This is a genomic window from Mesorhizobium sp. RCAM 05099 (assembly GCF_059683685.1).
Genome location: NZ_CM185035.1, coordinates 4,762,723 through 4,779,294, shown reverse-complemented (window position 1 = coordinate 4,779,294; position 16,572 = coordinate 4,762,723). Strand labels below are relative to the sequence as shown.

Below are 16,572 nucleotides of genomic sequence, written 5' to 3'. Positions count from 1 at the left end.
TCAGCGGCTCCGCGTTGCGCCCTTGAACAGGCGGAAATTCAGCCAGATGGCAACGAGGATGATTGTGCCGGTGACGATCGGCGTCAGGAAGGGCGACATATGCGCCAGGATCAGGCCGTTGCCGATGACCGCGACGGTCAAAGCGCCGAGCACTGTGCCGATGATCGTGCCGCGCCCGCCGAACAGGCTGGTGCCGCCAAGCACCACGGCGGCGATGACATCGAGTTCGAAGCCCTGGCCGGCATTGGATGAGCCGGAACCGAGCCGGGCCGCGAGAATGATGCCGGCCGACGCAGCCGCCATGCCAGACAGGATATAGACGAAGAGCGTCATGAAGCGCGTATCGACACCGGCGCGGCGCACGGCCTCGGCATTGGCCCCGATGCCGGTCACATAGCGGCCGAACGGCGTCTGGTTGAAAGCGAGATAGGCGACGATCAGGACGGCAAGGGCGAGCAGCGCCGGTACCGGCACGCCGAGGAACCAGGCCCTGCCGATGTTGACGAAGAAGCTGGTCGGCTCCACCGGGATCGAATAGCCGCCGGTGATCAGCAGCGCCACGCCGCGGACGACGGAGAGACCGGCAAGCGTGACGATGAAGGCCGGTATGCGCTCATAGGCGATGAAGAAGCCTTGCAATGCGCCGATCGCGGCTCCAAGCGCCAGCATGGCGATAACGACCAGCGGCCACGGCAGGCCAGCCTGCAGCAAGACGGCCGACAGCGTCGCCGTCAGCGCCAGCACGGAACCGACCGAGAGATCGATGCCGCCGGTGGTGATGACGAAGGTCATGGCTGCCGCGACGATCAGCAGCGGCGCCGACTGGCGCACGATGTTGAGCAGATTGGGTGTTGTCAGGAAAGAGCCGGTGATCAGTGAGAACACCACGCAGACGACAATGAAGAACAGCGCAATGGAGACGACGCTGCCATTGGCTATCGCCACATCCTTCCAACTGCCCTTGCGGGCGCGGTTGGACGGCGATGCGCCAATATCGGCCGACGGTGAGGTGACGTTCATGGCTGTACCCCCTCATCGCGGCTGGCGCGCGCCGAACGCGCGTTGAATTTCCGGCCGACGATCAGGTTGACGACCTCCTCGATGCTGGTGTCGCCGATCCTGCGTTCGGCGACATTGCGGCCTTCGTACATGACCTGGATGCGGTCGCAGACCAGGAACAGATCCTGCAGCCGATGGGTGATGAGGATGACGCTGACGCCACGGGCGCTGACAGCGCGGATAAGCTCCAGGACCGCTTCGACTTCCGCCACCGCAAGCGCCGCCGTCGGTTCGTCCATGATCAGTACCGACGGATCGAAGGAGGCGGCGCGGCCGATGGCGATCGACTGGCGCTGGCCGCCGGAAAGGTTTTCGACCTTGAGCCTGGTATCAGCGATGACGATGCCGAGGCGGTCGAGCATATTGCGCGTCTCGTCATGCATGCGCTTGTTGTCGAGAAAGGGGACGCCGAGAACGTGGCGGCGCGGTTCGCGGCCGAGGAAGAGATTGCCCGCCACATCCACCGTGTCGCAGAGCGAAAGGTCCTGGTAGACCATCTCCACCCGTGCGGCGCGAGCATCGGCCGGCGATGAAAAGGAAACGGCCTTGCCGTCGATCTCGATGGTGCCGGAATCCGGAATGACCGCACCGGAAAGAACCTTGCTCAGGGTGGATTTGCCGGCGCCATTGTCGCCGACCAGGCCAAGCACCTCGCCGGGCTTCAGGTTCAGCGAGACATCGTCCAACGTCTGGATAGGGCCGTATCGTTTGGAAATACCGGTCATCCTGACGCGGTAGGTCTCGCCATCGCTCATCATGGTTCCAGTTCTCTAGGCGACTTGTTCAATCGGTCGCCGGGCCGCGCAGGCGACCATCAGGTCAATGCGCGGCCCGGCGGTCTGGGGAGGATATTACTTGAACATGTCCTTGAACTGGCCGACATTTTCCTTGGTCACGATGGTGATCGGAACATTGATGATCGGATCGATCTTCTCGCCCTTCTTGAGCTTGCCGAAGGCTTCGATGGCGGCCTTGCCTTCACCGGCCGGATCCTGCTGGACGACGGCGATCACCCAGCCTTCCTCGAGACCTTGCACCGCTGACTTGGTCAGGTCCCAGCCGAACACCTTGACGTCCCCGGTGCGGCCCTGGCTGGTGACGGCGGAAACCGCGCCGAGCAGGGCCGGCTCGCCGGTCGCGTAAAGCGTCGTCATGTCGGCATTGGCGGTCATCAGGTTTTCGGAGGCGGACAGGGCGACGTCCTGCACGTTCTGGCCATCGACCGTGTCGAGGAAAGTGACCTTCTGGCCGCTGTCGGTAACGGCCTTCTTGAAGCCGTCGAGGCGTTGGTTCTGGATGAACGAATTGAGCGCGCCGACGACGCCGATCTTGGCGGTTCCGTTCATCTTGGTCTTGACGTATTCGGCATAGAACTTGCCGATATCCTCGCCGGCCTTGGTGTTGTCGACGCCAACGAAAGCGATGTTGTCGCCATTGGGGATCTGCGCATCTATGGCAATGACCGGAATGCCGGCGGCCTTGGCCGCGGTGATCGCCGGCTTCACACCGTTGACATCGATGGCGACGAGAATGATGCCGTCGACCTTCTGGGTGATGTAGTTCTCGATCGCGTCGTTCTGCGCGCTCGGCACGTTGTTGGCGTTGAAGATGACGAGGTCGACGCCGGCAGCCTTTGCCGCGGCGGTGGCGCCGTCATTGATCTGGTTGAAGAACAGTGCCTGCTGGTTGATGGTGACCAGCGCGTAGGTCTCGGCCATGGCCGAGGCAGAGCCGAGCGCGAGGGTCATGGCGATGGCTGCGGCGCAGCCTGAAAGGATCTTGGTAAGACGCATTCCGGTTCCCCTTGGTTTTGCGGAAAAGGCCCTTGATCGGGCTCACCTGGCGCTGAGCGCAAGGTTATAATTCAAGATACTTGATTTCTTGTCAAGTGACTTGAATTAGCGTCAACGAGAGAGGAAACGGGGCTGGCCTGATCAGAATGTCGCCGGGGTGTTCACCCAGAAAATGCTGGCGCGTTCGTCGCCGACATTGCGGTACCAGTGCGGCAGTTCGGAGTTGAAAACGAAGGAATCGCCGGCGGACAGGCGAAACGTCTTTTCACCGACCATCAATTCGATGGCGCCTTCCAGGAGATAGCCGACCTCCTCGCCCGCATGCCGGATCGGGCCAGCGCTTTCACCGCCCGCCTCGATATGGTGGATGTTGCACTGCAGGAGATGGCCCGGCGAATAAGGGATGACACGCTCGAGCGAAATGCCTTCGCCGCGCCGAAGCGGATCGAGCGCGATCAGCGGCCGCGCTCCAGCCCGAAAGACGATGCCTTCCTCGCCATCGGCCTCCTCGAACATCCAGCCGATATTGGTTCCGAGCACCTCGACAAGCCGGTGAAGCATGGGAAGCGAGGGCGAGACCTTGCCGTTCTCGACCTTGGAAAGCAGGCTTTCGGAGCAGTTGGCGGCGGCGGCGAGCGCCTTCAGGGTCAGGCCCCGCGTCTGCCGGGAGAGCTTCAACCTTGTGCCGAGCCGCAAGAGGCTGGTGGCGGTCGAGCGCTCGTCGCCCTTGCTGTTGTGGGTATCAATCTTGTTCATTGGTGGGCGCGAACATCTCCGCTCTGGCTGGGCTGACTCGTAAAACCGATCCTGGGCGTTGTCCATCCTCATGAAAATCGGACAACGCGTCGGATCGGAACCACGGACCCAGTCAGGGGCGCCGCGCCCGCCTTTTCAATACTCGCGAGAGCGGCAGCCCCTCAGGCCGGTTCGCGCTTCAGCGCCTGCGCCATGCAGTGGATGCCGCCGCCGGTCTTGGAGATTTCGCTCATGTCGACGGCCGCGACCTCGAAACCGCGCGCCTTGAGCTGGCCGATCAGCGTCTGGCTGGAGGTCGGCGCGATCACCCGGTCCTTGCCGAGCGACATGAAGTTGCAGCCGAGCGCCATCGTGTCCTGGAACGGCACGTCAATGATCTCATGGCCCTTGCCCTTCAGCCAGTCGACGATGCCGGGCTCGGTGCAGGCGAGGCAGACGGCGGTCAGCTTTTCGGCGATCGGCACCACCATCAGGTCGATATGGACGTAATATTCGTCGATGAAGGCGATGCGGGTTTCCCAGCCCTCCTTGTCGAACCAGGCCTGCACCTGCCGGGCGCCTTCTTCCTGGGTGCGGGCGCCGCCGCAGCCAATCAGCACGACGCCGTCCTCGATGACGTTGAAGTCGCCGCCCTCGAAGGTGCCGGCCGTGACCATGTCGTAGATCGGGATGCCTAGCTTCTCATAGGTGCGGATCGCCGCGTAATTCTCGCCGCGCCGCCACCAGTTGGCCATCGCGGTGATGATGGCGCCATACGGTGTCATGACGCTGGAATCGCGCGAGTAGACCTGCATCGGCAATTCCGGCGTCGGCTCATGCCAATGGATGTTGACGCCGAAATGCTCGTAGGCGGCGACCAGATCCTTGTGCTGCGCCTGCGCGATCTGGACGTTGCAGGGCGCCTCGCGCAGATACTTGCGCGACAGCGAACTGGTCGACAGATGACGCAGGAAATTGGGCGAGCCGAGCAGCACGTCGGTCAAGACATCGGTCTCGTTGGCAAAGCCCCAGGCGGTCAGCGGCTTGGTGCCGCCGGCCGGGTTGCGGCGCTGCAGCGAAAACGGTTCTGCGACAATGCGGTCATGAACGGTCATGGGGTTCTCCTGATGGGGCGGCTTGGGGTGATTGATTGCTTGATGATTGAAGGCTGGGGATCCACCAGTCGCGCCCGCGCGCGGTGGTGGCATATTCCGGCCAGCGGAAGTTGATCGGCGGCTCGTAGTCGCAAAGCGGCGCGATCCAGTTCGCGCCGCCGACACCGCCGCCTGTGCGGGTGACGAACTCGTCCATTGCCGCGTCGCGGGCGGTCTTGTCCTCGAGCAGGCGAAGTGCCGCCAGCGCGACCGTCTTCGCGGCGCAAAGGACCATCGGATCTATCGTTGCCGAAATGCCGCCCAGAGCATTCATCGCCCAGGCCGGATAGGGGAGGCCGCTTGCCGAGCGCAGTGCCGGACGCGCGACGTAGAAACGCGCCGTCGGCGCATGCCAGCTCATATCGGTATAGTCGTCCGAGGTCGAATTGACCTGCGATGGCGGCAGGTCGCGGCGCAGGATCGCTTCCGCTTCCTTTGGTTCGATCAGCCGCTCCAACTCGTCGATGAACGGGTTTTCGGTCGCCGTGCCGCCGGCATTGACCTGGATTTCGCGGGCGATCGCCTTGGCGGCTTCGTCCCAATGCGGCGGCCCGACCGTTGAAAGCGCTCCATAGGCGATCTCGGCCATGGCGTGGTTGGCGAGCCCGGGCCGCGACTTCGACACCCAATGCCGCTCGGTGCGGCAGCCGCTCATGCCGGCAGCCGCCTGCGCATTGCGATCGAGCACGGCGGTGACCTGTTCGGCCATGGCGAGCGTCGGCACGCGGATCATGTACTGGATCTCGGCCAGACCCGCCGGCAGATTGTCGGCGGTTGCCTGGCCGGCGGTGAGGATCGCCTCGCTGATCGACCAGCCGCCCTGATGTGGCAGCATGGAATCGCGCAGCGCCTTGGAGGCCATGTACATCATCATCAGCGCATCATTGGCACCGGGCGCCCTGACCGCCGAATGCGCCTGCGGGATCGGCGCGCTGTCCCCCGCCGCTCGCGCCCAACTCTCTGGTTCATCGCAGATGAAGCGGTAGATCATCGCGTAGGCCGCACCGCAATGCGTGTCCCAGCGCGCCGTGTTGCAGAGCGGCAGCATGTAGAAGGGGTGGAAGGAGATCATGCCGTCAAGGCCGTCATAATAGCCCTTGGCGGCATGGATCGGCTTCGAGCCGCGTACCTTCTCGGCCGGCTCGCCGGTGAAACGCAGGGTGCCTGCAATGCCATGCCGCTGCATCGCCGCCTTTGTGGCGAGCAGGCCGCCCAGGCTCGCCATGCCCAATCCCGAATGCGGATCGGTGTGGCCGCCCGCTTCAAAACCAAGGCCGGGCCGAGGCTGCTTCACGGTCGCAGCGTCCTGGCAGTTGCCGGGCACCGCGTCATATTCGGCATACATACCGATGGTCGGCCCGGCGCCATTCGTCCAGTGGGCGCAGAACGCAGTCGGCATGCCGCCGGAGCCTTCCTCGACGACAAAGCCTTCGCGCTTCAATCGCTCCACATACCAGGCAGCGGATTGATACTCTCGCCATGCAGTCTCGCCGAAATCGAAAATGGTGCGCGTCCACGCCGACAGCAGCGGCTGGATGCCGTCGAGGCAGGCAAGTGCGGTCGCTTGCGCCGATGTCGTCACCGGTTTGTCCATGCCTCAAAGAAAGCAGTGAAGCGCTTCGCCAAAAAGTGATATGTTTTCCCGGTTCGTGCAAATTCGGTTCACCTCTTGAGAATTCCCTCCACCCAGGCGCTGCGCGCCCTCGACAGTTTCGCCCGCCATGGCAGCGTCTGGCGCGCCGCCGACGAACTGCATCTCACCCGTAGCGCGGTGAGCCACCAGTTGCGGCTGTTGGAGCGCGATCTCGGCTTCGATCTCCTGCAGCGCATTGGAAAAGGGGTGGCGCTGACGCCGCGCGGCCAGCGCTACGCAGCCGATGTCAGGAAGGCGCTTACCGTGCTCGGCGACGCGGGAGCGCAAAATAGCGGCGCCGGCGTCGGTGGTTCCTTCGCCATTTCCTGCCCACCGGGCTTCGCCTCGATGTTCCTGTGCAGCCATATCGGTGAGTTCCAGCAAATGTATCGGGACGTGGCGCTCTCGATCCTGACGCCTCGCCGCCTCGACGATGTCAGCAATCCGGAGGCCGACGCCTTCATCGCCTTTGGCGTTGGCAACTGGCCGAACAGGGCGGTGGAGCTGCTCTGCGAAGTCTCCTTCACGCCGCTCTGCAGCCCGACACTGCTCAACAAGGTGGGTGGATTTTCCAAACCCGCCGACGTATTGCGCGCCAATCTGCTCCATCTCGGCGACACCGAGGACTGGGCGCGCTGGCTGGCGCTGTCAAAGGTGGAGAATCCCGATACCGAAGGCGGTATCTTCTTTTCCGACATGAACCTCGTCTTTTCGGCGGCGGTCGCCGGACAGGGTATTGCCATGGGCGACGAGCTGACCGGTCGCCGCGCGCTGAGCGAGGGTCGGCTGGTCAAGCCGTTTGAAGCTTCGGTCCCCTCGCCACGCTCCTATTTCCTGGTCTTCGAGCATGCCAAGGCCAGCCATCCCGTGCTCAATGCCTTCAGCGACTGGCTAAGGGCAAAGCTGTTGGAGAACAGGCTGGCGACGTATTGAGAAAGCCTGCGGGACACCAAAGCTGCCGATCTCACCTGCGAAAGGGAAATCAGCCGCTCCAACGGTGCACCCAAAACCGCCAGACGTGAATCAAATTTGCCGATCAGGCGAAAACTATTCGGTTGCGGTGAACCTCCACCCTGCCTACGATTTCACCCGGGACTGAGGAAGAGGCAGGATGCAGCAACCCGGCCGGGCCGCAGAGATAAAGGCAATCGGGATCGGCAAGAGCTTCGGCTCGTTCCGAGCGCTGGACAATCTGTCGCTCAATATTGGCCGCGGCGAGTTCCTGACCCTGCTCGGGCCCTCCGGCTCGGGCAAGACCACCTTCCTGATGATCCTCGCCGGCTTCGTGCAGCCGAGCGACGGTCGCCTGTTCAGCGACGGCGTCGACATCACCGATCGTCCGGCCGAACAGCGTGCAGCCGGCATGGTGTTCCAGGGTTATGCGCTGTTCCCGCATATGAGCGTCGAAGCCAACATCGCCTTTCCGCTCAAGGTACGCAAGAAATCGGCGGCCGACATCAAGCGCCGTGTCGGCGAGATGATCGAGCGCGTCGGGCTGGTAGGCCACGAGAAGAAGTTGCCGGCGCAACTCTCCGGTGGTCAGCAGCAGCGCGTGGCGCTTGCCGTGGCGCTGGTGTTCGAGCCGGGCGTGCTCCTGCTCGACGAGCCGTTCTCGGCGCTCGACAAGGGCCTGCGCGGCCAGATGCAGGCCGAGATGAAGCGCCTGCACCAGGAGACCGGCACCACCTTCGTCTTCGTGACCCACGACCAGAGCGAGGCGCTGGCGCTATCCTCGCGCGTCGCCATCTTCAACCACGGCAAACTGCTGCAGGTCGGTGCCCCGGACGAAGTCTACGACCGGCCGGACAACCGCTTCGTCGCCGAGTTCCTCGGCGAGATCAACATGCTGCCACTGAAGGGGGTCAAGCCCGCCGACGGTGGCTCGACCGGCCTTTGCGAAGACCGCGCGGTCAACATGCACTGCAAGGCCGAGAAAGTCCGTGGCGACGCCATCCTGGCGATCCGGCCTGAATACATGTCGATCGCGCGAGAGGCGGCCGTTGGCGAGAACGGCATTGCCGCGACCGCCATCGCGTCGACCTATCTGGGCGCGGCCACCAAGCTCGACCTGACGACGCGCCAGGGCGCGAAGGTCACCGTCTCTGTGCCGAACGAGGTCGCGGCGGCGGCGCTGAGCAAGGGCAATTCCGTCTGGCTGACCTGGCCGGCGGAAAAGGGTTTCCTCCTTCCGGACGGAGGACAATGACCGCCTGCGTGACCCAATCCGCCACGCAGGCTTCCGGAAACGATCAACGACAACAAGGGGAACTGACATGACACACGATACCAACAAACAAGCCATCGAGAGCCTGTCCGCCAGGGCAGGTCGCGGCGAGATTTCGCGCCGGCAATTCACGCAGCTGGCGGCACTCGTGCTCGCCGGCACGCCGATGCTGCTGCGCTCGACCGGAGCCTTTGCCGCGGCGAAGGAACTGGTGCTGGTCAACTGGGGCGGCGACGCCATCACCGCCTATGACGCCGCCTATGGCCAGGCCTTCACCAAGGACACCGGCATCACCGTCAAGATGGACGGATCGGGTCCGACCGAAGGCGCCATCGCCGCGCAGTTCAAGAGCGGCGCGCCGACCTGGGATCTCGTCGACGTCGATCCGTTCTCGGCGATCACGCTCGGTGCGCAAGGCATGCTTGAGCCGATCGACTACAACATCGTCGACAAGAAGAAGATGCGCCCCGGCTTCGGCTGGGACTATGCCGCCTCGACCTATTTCTTCTCCTACGTCATCGCCTATGATTCCGAGAAATACGGCAAGGACGCCCCGACCGGGATGGCCGATTTCTTCGACGTGAAGAAATTCCCCGGCAAGCGCTCGCTCTACAAATGGGGCGTGTCGAGCTGGGAAGCCGCCCTTCTGGCCGACGGCATCGCGCCGGCTTCGCTCTACCCGCTCGATCTCAAGCGCGCGCATGACAAGATCGCCGCCTTCAAGGAAAATGTCGTCGCCTATTGGGGCGGCGGTGCCGAGAGCCAGAGCGTGCTGCTCAATGGCGAAGCCTCGATGGCCATCGTCTGGTCGACCCGCGCCTCGCTGATCGAGCAGGACTCGGGCGGCAAGATCAAGTTCATCTGGGACCAGGGCCTGATCTCGCCCGGTGCGCTTGCCGTGCTCAAGGGCAATCCGGGCGGCAAGGACGCGGCGATGAAGTTCATCGCCAGCGCCCAGGACCCGCAGAAACAGCTGGTCATGTTCGACAAGCTCGGCCAGGGCCCGGCCAACCCAGCCGCCGATGCGCTGATCCCCGCCGACAAGAAGCGCATCAACCCGGTTGACCCCGAGAACATGAAGAAGCAGATCGCGCTCGACATGGACTGGTACGCCAAGAACTACGGGGCGGCGCTCGACGAATACACCAAGATCATCTCCGCCTGACCAAGGCCGGGGATAATCGGGTCCAGATGAGAGCATATCTCTCCGACAGGATGGGGGCGGCGCTGTTGATGGCGCCGCTGCTCCTCTTTCTCGTGCTGGCCTATGCTTGGCCGTTCCTCGGTGTCGTCAAGTGGAGCTTCACGCTGCCGACGCCGGGGCTCGGCCAGTACAACGCGTTGCTGACCGATGATCTGGTGCAGTCGGTGTTCATCCGCACGCTGCGCATCGCCGCCATCGTCACATTGGTTTCGGTGGCGGCTGCCTACGCCATAACCGTCGTCTGGGTGCGCGGAACCCCGGCGCAAAGGCTTGTCGCCGAGTTCTGCATTCTGGTGCCATTCTGGATTTCAGTGCTGACGCGCGCCTTCGGCTGGGTGGCGCTGTTGTCCAATCGCGGCCTGATCAACACCTGGCTGCAGGCGATCGGCTTCATCTCCGAACCGCTGGCGCTGGTGCGCAACGAGTTCGGCGTCATCGTCGGCATGACGCATTTCCTCATTCCGTTCGCCGTCTTCCCGCTGGCATCGGCCATGCGCAGCCTCGACGACCGTGTGCTTCTGGCCGCGCGTGGCCTCGGCTCCAGCCGCATGCGCACCTTCTGGTCGGTGTTCGTGCCGATGACGCGATCGGGCATCATCGGTGCCGCGATGATCGTGTTCGTCTTCTCGCTTGGCTTCTTCGTCACGCCGGCGATCCTCGGGGGCGGCCGCAGCGTGATGATCGCCGAGCTGATCTATCTCAGGATATTCCAGAGCCCGGACTGGGGTCTGGGGGCGGCGATCAGTGTCGTGCTGGTGCTGTTCGTCGGCGCGCTGATGGCGATCTTGTTCCGCTATGTCAGACCGAAGCAGTTGATCTGATGCCGACCTATCGCCCCGGTCCCGTCTCGCTGATCATCGCCGCCTTGGTGGCGTTGTTCCTGCTGATGCCGCTGCTCGCCGTCATCCCGGTGTCGCTGACGCCAAGCCGCATGCTGGCGATGCCATCGGGAGAACTGTCGCTGCGCCATTACCGGGCACTGATCGAGGATCCGCGCTGGATCGATTCCATCCTGCTCTCGATCCGCATCGGCGTCGTCAGCAGCGCCTTCTCAACCGTGCTCGCACTCTGCTTCAGCCTCGGCATATGGATGTTCCAGCCGCGCTTCACGGCGGCCCTTGTCGGCTTCGTGCTGTTGCCGATGGTGGTGCCGCCGGTGGTGTCGGCGATCACGCTCTACTTCCTGTTGACCTCGATCTCCGGCTTCAGTTCGTTCTTCGGCTATGACACCTGGCTTGGCGTCGCCATGGCGCATTCGGTCATGACTGTGCCCTTCGCCACGGTGCTGATTCTGGTCTCGCTCAGCCAACTCGACCGCCGCATCGATCTCGCCGCGCGAGGCCTCGGCGCAACGGTCTGGGAGCGCGCCACCCGCATCATCATGCCCAACATCAAGTTCGGGATTGTCACCGCCGCACTCTTGTCCTTCGTGTTGTCCTGGGAAGAGATCGGCGTCACGCTGTTCATCACCTCGGTCAATGCCATCACGCTGCCAAGGCTGATGTGGATGGGCCTGCGCGACAACATCGATCCGGCGATCGCGGCGCTGTCGGTGATACTGATCATCATCACCGTGCTGGTGCTTGCCGTGCGCAGCATCGTCGTCAGGCAGCGCGGGGCGCATTAGAGCAATTCCAGGAAAAGTGTGAAACGGTTTTCCGTCCGGAATTGCGTCAAAACAAAGAGTTAGAGCGGTTCGGCGTTTCCGTGAAACGATGAACCGCTCTAGACGAAGCCGTCCAACCGTAACGCGTTCGGTTCATGCGGAAATCCTCGGCAGTCCCAACCGCTATGTGAAGGACGTTACGGAAGGTGTGCCTCCGGCACACTATCCAGCGCCATGGAAAACCTGCCGCTGGTGACATTTGCCTTGATATCGGTGCTCGGGATGGCGGTTCCAGGGCCGGATGTCGTGCTCGCCATTACCAACGGGTCACGCTACGGGGTCAGGCACGCCTTCTTTGGCATGGCCGGCGTGGTGCTCTCGGACTTCGTCCTTATCTGCGTGGTGGGGCTCGGCTTCGGAGCGCTTCTGGTGGCTTCGGAGTTCTACCTCTCAGCTGTCAGGATGGTCGGCGCCCTCTATCTGCTTTTCATCGCCGTTGGCGCGCTTCGCACCTCCACCGCGGCCCGATATGCACTCGACCCAGGCTTTCCGGACAAGGTTCACTCGGCCAGGGCACTGATCCTGCGTTGTTTCGTGGTGGCAATCACAAATCCCGGGGCATGGCTGCTCTTTCCAGCCATCCTCCCGGCCTTTGTCGACACGAACGAGCCAATCGCGATGCAATACGCGGTTCTGGCCGTTATCATTGCTGTGTCGGATGTTTTCGTCCTGATGCTTTACGCCACGCTTGGCTCACGGGCAGTCAAGCTGTTGGCCGGCCCGAACGCAGTGTGGATCGACCGGCTCTATGGCTTCGCCTTGCTCGGTCTTTCAGGCGTTCTGATCCTGCAATCCGTTGGCCATTTCTGAACCGCGTTGCGTCAGGCAGCACGGAGCGAATTCAGACAAATCTCACCGAGACGAGGCCAAACCTGCCTAGATCGCCAGTGACTTCGTCGCCGGCCTCGACGCTTATCGGCGTCACACAAGTGCCTGTAATCACCACTTGTCCCGGCTGGAGCGCTATGCCCAGGCCCGACAGTTCGTTGACGATCCATGTGAGCGCGATACGAGGGTCGCCCAATACAGCTGCCCCGGTGCCGTGATACTGCGACTTTCCGGAAACGAAGGCGACCACCGGGTGCTTCGCGAGATCCACGTCGCGCCAATCGTCTTCTACAGCCTCGCCGATGACAAACAGATTGGCACAGGCGTTGTCGGCTATGAGCTGCGGCGCGCCAACGGTGCAGAAATCGTCATAGCGTGAGTCCGGAATCTCAATCGCCGGGTGCAAGGTGGCCACGGCATCCATCACCTCGGCGATTTCATAGGGCGCAGAACGCGGCGGCAGTTGGCTGCCGAAGCGGAAAGCGAATTCGATCTCGGCCACGCGCATCTTGCTCGTCGCCAAGGAAACGGCGCCGCCAACGTCGACCGCCTTTTCGGCAAGCAGACGCCCGGCCATCGGACCGTCGACGTTGATGTGCCTCTGTCCGGCCAGGCTGGTCGCGGCAATCTTCCAGCCGAAAAGCGGAGCCGCCGAGCGATCCATCACATACGACTGGATAATATAACCTTCGATCCGCGTCTGTGGCCGCAACTCCTGCGGTATGGCGCCGAGACGGGTGCCGTTATCCCAATGGCTTACCAACAACCGGGACGCGGCCTTGGCCTTCTCTGGATCGGCCATTATCCACTCCGTAAATCAAAGAAGCCGCTCGGCTGGCCGTCGCTTCGTGGATCAAACCTGCAAGGACCATTCCATGGGACCCGTCCATATGGGGCAAGGATAGGTGACCAGGAATCGAGAGTCCACGTTTGCGCTTCCGCTGCCGGGCATCATGCCTGGGCTGCCCTCTGTCGGATCGCATTTTCGAGATCATCGGCATTCATGCTGCCGATGACGAATCGCTATCGTCTCTGCGTGGCGAACGGCTATATCTGGCAAGGCAGCAATGGCCGGCGTTAGGGGAAAAGGACGATGACCGCACCTGGCGATCTGCAGCAGGCACTGTTTCTGAGACTGAAAGGCGACGCATCGCTGTCGGCGCTGCTGGGCGGCGCCGGGCTGTTGGAAAGTCCAACCGGAAATGTCGCCTTTCCGTATGTGACTTGCGGCCAGACCTGCGCCTTTGACTGGGATACAGGCGCCGAGAACCGCGATGATCAGTTGATCACACTGCACGTCTGGTCGAAAGCCCATGGCGAGGCCGAGACGCTTGCCATTATGGACGCCATCAAGGCACGCCTCGCCGACGCGGCGCTGGTGATTGGCCCTCGTGGCCAGACCCGGTTGTCGCTGGAATTCACCGAGGCTCGTTACGACGAGGACCTGCTGGTGCATCACGGGCTGCTGCGCTTTCGTGCGCTGACGCAGGAAAGTGCCTGATACGCTTTCAATATGATCGAAACGGAGTCTAGACTGACGTTTCCAGGATTTCGCCGGGTGGGCGGCGGGATCTGCGATTGGTTGTCTCGTGTTTCAGGGGGGTAGCGGCATGTTCTTGGCGGCGTTCACTGTTCATTTCACGTTCAGCACCGATGCGTTACAACGCCGACCATGAAAACGCTTCGCTCCCACTTCCGACCCGCGACACTGGCGCTCTGTGCTGCCGGCCTGTTTGCGTCGCAGGCGCTGGCGATACCGGTCATCGCGCCCGACCAGGCCAGCCCGATCCTGCTGGCGGCGTCCGATTGCTACGCGATTGGCCAGCAGGTGGCCGAGCAGAATGGCGGGACGCTGGCCAAGGCCTCGCAATCGACCCGGGGCGGTCAGCCGGTCTGCGTCATCGTCGTGCTCGTCCCGGGCAAGGACGGTCAGCGTCCGCGCCGCTCCGAAATCGTCGTTCCGCAGAACTGACCCCTGCCGTTTCCCAGGCCACCGGAATCGGCCTATATCTGCCCCAAGTCTTCAATCTGGCCAAGTTCTTCAGTCTGTCCCAATTCTTCAACAGGTATCGAACTCCGCATGCGCGTACTCGTCGTCGAGGATGACAAGGATCTCAATCGTCAGATATCGGACGCGCTGGTTGATGCCGGCTATGTCGTCGACCGTGCCTTCGACGGCGAGGAAGGCCATTTCCTCGGCGACACCGAGCCCTACGACGCCGTCGTGCTCGATATCGGCCTGCCGCAAATGGACGGCATCAGCGTGGTCGAGCGCTGGCGTCGCGGCGGCCGCAAGATGCCGGTGCTGATCCTGACGGCGCGTGACCGCTGGAGCGACAAGGTCTCCGGCATCGACGCCGGCGCCGATGACTATGTCACCAAGCCGTTCCACATCGAGGAAGTGCTGGCCGTGCTCAGGGCCTTGATCCGGCGCGCCGCCGGCCATGCCTCGTCTGAGCTGACCTGCGGCCCGCTGCGCCTCGACACCAAGGCGTCGAAGGCCGATGTCGACGGCGTGCCGCTGAAGCTGACGTCGCACGAATTCCGCTTGCTTGCCTATCTGATGCACCACATGGGCGAGGTCGTCTCGCGGACCGAACTGGTCGAGCATCTCTATGACCAGGATTTCGACCGTGATTCCAACACCATAGAGGTGTTTGTCGGGCGGCTGCGCAAGAAGATGGGCATAGACATGATCGAAACCGTGCGCGGCATGGGCTACCGCATGCGTGAGCCGGAGGCGTAACTCGGAACCGCTCAAACCACTCGCAAGGACGCCGCTTTCGCTGCGTTTGTGGCCGCGTTCGCTGACGTTCCGCGTGATCGCCTTTTCCACGGTCTGGGCGATCCTGACCCTTGTCGTCATTTTCACCCTGATCACCACGCTCTACCGCCAGGCCAGCGAACGCGGCTTCGACAGCCTGCTGTCGGCGCATCTGTTCAACCTGATCGGCTCCGTCGGTATTTCCGACACGGGAGCGCTGACCGGCGCGCCCGACCTCGGCGACCTCCGGTTCTCGGAGCCGAATTCGGGTTGGTACTGGTCTGTGGAGCCCGCCTCGGAAGGCGTGCACGGCGATCTTCACTCGTCGTCGATGACCAGGACCATCCCTTCGCCAAGCGTCGCCGAGGTGCCTTTCAACGCCAGCTTCCAGCGCAGCTATGCGGCCGAAGGCATCGACGGCCAGCAACTCGAAGTGTTCGAGAGCGAATTCGTTCTCGATGCCAAGAACCGCGCCGCGCGCTTCCGCGTCATGGGCAACCAGAGCGAACTCGAACAGGAAATCTCCACCTTCCAGCGCCGCCTGCTGACCTATCTCTCCCTGTTCGGCGTCGGCATGATCGCCATCAACGCGATCGCCATCCTGCTCGGCCTGCAACCGTTGCGCAGGGTCAGGAATGCCCTCGCCATGGTGCGCGAGGGCACCGCGCAGAGGCTTGATGGCCGTTTTCCGGCGGAGATCGAGCCGCTCGCCAACGAGACCAACGCGCTGATCGAAAACAACAGGCGTATCGTCGAGCGGTCGCGAACCCAGGTCGGCAATCTCGCCCATTCGCTGAAGACGCCGCTCGCGGTGCTGCTCAACGAGGGGCGGGCGCTTGGCGGCGCCAAGGGGCAGCTGATCGCCGAGCAGGCCGCCTCCATGCAGAAGCAGGTGGAGCACTATCTGCAGCGCGCCCGTGTCGCGGCGCAACGCGACAGCGTCGTCTACCGCACGCCGGTGGCGCCGCTGGTGCAGCGCATGGTGCGGGTTTTGCAGAAGCTCAATCCTCAGACGAGCTTGTCATTGTCGCTGCCGGCCACCGAGATCGTCTTCGCCGGCGAGCGCGAGGACCTGGAGGAACTGCTGGGCAATCTCCTCGAAAACGCCATGAAATGGGCAAGGAGCGCGGTCTCGGTGTCGGTCGTGCCTTTGACGGGCAAGGATGATACGGCCAGCCTGTTCGAGATCGGCATCGAGGACGACGGTCCTGGCATTCCCGAGGACAAGGCGCGCGACGCGCTGAAGCGTGGACGGCGCCTGGACGAGACGAAGCCCGGAACAGGTCTCGGGCTGGCCATTGTCGCCGACCTCGTCAACGAGTATGGAGGCGTTCTGGCGCTCGAACGGTCCGGCATGGGCGGATTGAAGGCGGTGGTGCGGTTGCGGAGCCTTCAATGATGCTTTCCAGGGTCAATCGACATCGACGGAGGGAGCATGCTCTCGGCGGCATGTCGATTGTTCCGCGGCGACCGGCTCCGGCCAAATTTCCGACAAATATCAATACTATGGCC

At 63.0% G+C, this 16,572-nt stretch carries 17 protein-coding genes; 10 read left to right on the top strand and 7 right to left on the bottom strand.

From position 1 onward, the window contains the following. The 6 genes from AC56QQ_RS23770 to AC56QQ_RS23745 all read right to left on the bottom strand — a co-directional run bounded on the left by AC56QQ_RS23770 (position 1) and on the right by AC56QQ_RS23745 (position 6,335). The gene (locus tag AC56QQ_RS23770) at positions 1-1,020 is read right to left on the bottom strand and encodes an ABC transporter permease (protein ID WP_497123590.1); all 1,020 of its coding nucleotides are present in this window, start codon (positions 1,018-1,020) and stop codon (positions 1-3) included. Continuing rightward, the gene (locus AC56QQ_RS23765) at positions 1,017-1,817 is read right to left on the bottom strand and encodes an ATP-binding cassette domain-containing protein (RefSeq protein WP_425284667.1); all 801 of its coding nucleotides are present in this window, start codon (positions 1,815-1,817) and stop codon (positions 1,017-1,019) included. The genes AC56QQ_RS23770 and AC56QQ_RS23765 overlap by 4 nt, the downstream gene beginning before the upstream one ends. A gap of 93 nt (positions 1,818-1,910) precedes the next feature. Next, on the bottom strand, positions 1,911-2,852 hold the full coding sequence (locus AC56QQ_RS23760; protein ID WP_497123589.1) for an ABC transporter substrate-binding protein: 942 nt from the start codon (positions 2,850-2,852) through the stop codon (positions 1,911-1,913). Positions 2,853-2,993: 141 nt separating this feature from the next. After that, positions 2,994-3,608 carry a cupin domain-containing protein gene (locus tag AC56QQ_RS23755; protein ID WP_091577017.1) on the bottom strand — a complete coding sequence of 205 codons (615 nt, stop codon included), beginning with the start codon at positions 3,606-3,608 and terminating at the stop codon, positions 2,994-2,996. Positions 3,609-3,769: 161 nt separating this feature from the next. Then, positions 3,770-4,702 carry a dimethylarginine dimethylaminohydrolase family protein gene (locus tag AC56QQ_RS23750; RefSeq protein WP_497123588.1) on the bottom strand — a complete coding sequence of 311 codons (933 nt, stop codon included), beginning with the start codon at positions 4,700-4,702 and terminating at the stop codon, positions 3,770-3,772. Next, positions 4,689-6,335 carry a zinc-binding metallopeptidase family protein gene (locus AC56QQ_RS23745; protein ID WP_497123587.1) on the bottom strand — a complete coding sequence of 549 codons (1,647 nt, stop codon included), beginning with the start codon at positions 6,333-6,335 and terminating at the stop codon, positions 4,689-4,691. Before AC56QQ_RS23745 ends, AC56QQ_RS23750 begins: the two co-directional genes overlap by 14 nt. A 75-nt stretch (positions 6,336-6,410) precedes the next feature. Between AC56QQ_RS23745 and AC56QQ_RS23740 the strand changes: the two genes are divergently transcribed. The 6 genes from AC56QQ_RS23740 (at position 6,411) to AC56QQ_RS23715 (ending at position 12,278) form a co-directional block, all read left to right on the top strand. Then, complete coding sequence (locus tag AC56QQ_RS23740) at positions 6,411-7,307, top strand: LysR substrate-binding domain-containing protein (protein ID WP_489860518.1); 897 nt, start codon at positions 6,411-6,413, stop codon at positions 7,305-7,307. Between the two features lie 178 nt (positions 7,308-7,485). Next, a complete protein-coding gene (locus tag AC56QQ_RS23735; RefSeq protein WP_497123586.1) occupies positions 7,486-8,580 on the top strand; it encodes an ABC transporter ATP-binding protein in 1,095 nt (364 codons plus the stop codon). A 67-nt stretch (positions 8,581-8,647) separates the two neighbouring features. Next, a complete protein-coding gene (locus AC56QQ_RS23730; RefSeq protein ID WP_489860520.1) occupies positions 8,648-9,763 on the top strand; it encodes an ABC transporter substrate-binding protein in 1,116 nt (371 codons plus the stop codon). 26 nt (positions 9,764-9,789) lie between these two features. Next, on the top strand, positions 9,790-10,623 hold the full coding sequence (locus AC56QQ_RS23725) for an ABC transporter permease (RefSeq protein ID WP_489860521.1): 834 nt from the start codon (positions 9,790-9,792) through the stop codon (positions 10,621-10,623). Beyond that, complete coding sequence (locus AC56QQ_RS23720; protein WP_497123585.1) at positions 10,623-11,429, top strand: ABC transporter permease; 807 nt, start codon at positions 10,623-10,625, stop codon at positions 11,427-11,429. Before AC56QQ_RS23725 ends, AC56QQ_RS23720 begins: the two co-directional genes overlap by 1 nt. A 231-nt stretch (positions 11,430-11,660) precedes the next feature. After that, positions 11,661-12,278 (top strand): LysE family translocator, encoded by a 618-nt coding sequence (locus AC56QQ_RS23715; protein WP_497100637.1) that lies wholly within the window; start codon positions 11,661-11,663, stop codon positions 12,276-12,278. Positions 12,279-12,309: 31 nt separating this feature from the next. Here the strand turns inward: AC56QQ_RS23715 and AC56QQ_RS23710 are convergent, their stop codons facing one another. Then, positions 12,310-13,098, bottom strand: coding sequence for a 2-keto-4-pentenoate hydratase (locus tag AC56QQ_RS23710; RefSeq protein ID WP_497123584.1), 789 nt, complete (start codon positions 13,096-13,098; stop codon positions 12,310-12,312). 291 nt (positions 13,099-13,389) lie between these two features. Between AC56QQ_RS23710 and AC56QQ_RS23705 the strand changes: the two genes are divergently transcribed. The 4 genes from AC56QQ_RS23705 (at position 13,390) to AC56QQ_RS23690 (ending at position 16,459) form a co-directional block, all read left to right on the top strand. Further along, on the top strand, positions 13,390-13,797 hold the full coding sequence (locus AC56QQ_RS23705; RefSeq protein ID WP_420107491.1) for a DUF3168 domain-containing protein: 408 nt from the start codon (positions 13,390-13,392) through the stop codon (positions 13,795-13,797). Between the two features lie 171 nt (positions 13,798-13,968). Then, complete coding sequence (locus AC56QQ_RS23700; protein WP_497123583.1) at positions 13,969-14,268, top strand: hypothetical protein; 300 nt, start codon at positions 13,969-13,971, stop codon at positions 14,266-14,268. Positions 14,269-14,376: 108 nt separating this feature from the next. Continuing rightward, a complete protein-coding gene (locus tag AC56QQ_RS23695; protein ID WP_497123582.1) occupies positions 14,377-15,042 on the top strand; it encodes a response regulator transcription factor in 666 nt (221 codons plus the stop codon). After that, the gene (locus AC56QQ_RS23690) at positions 15,026-16,459 is read left to right on the top strand and encodes an ATP-binding protein (protein WP_497123581.1); all 1,434 of its coding nucleotides are present in this window, start codon (positions 15,026-15,028) and stop codon (positions 16,457-16,459) included. The genes AC56QQ_RS23695 and AC56QQ_RS23690 overlap by 17 nt, the downstream gene beginning before the upstream one ends. The last annotated feature ends 113 nt before the right edge of the window (positions 16,460-16,572 follow it).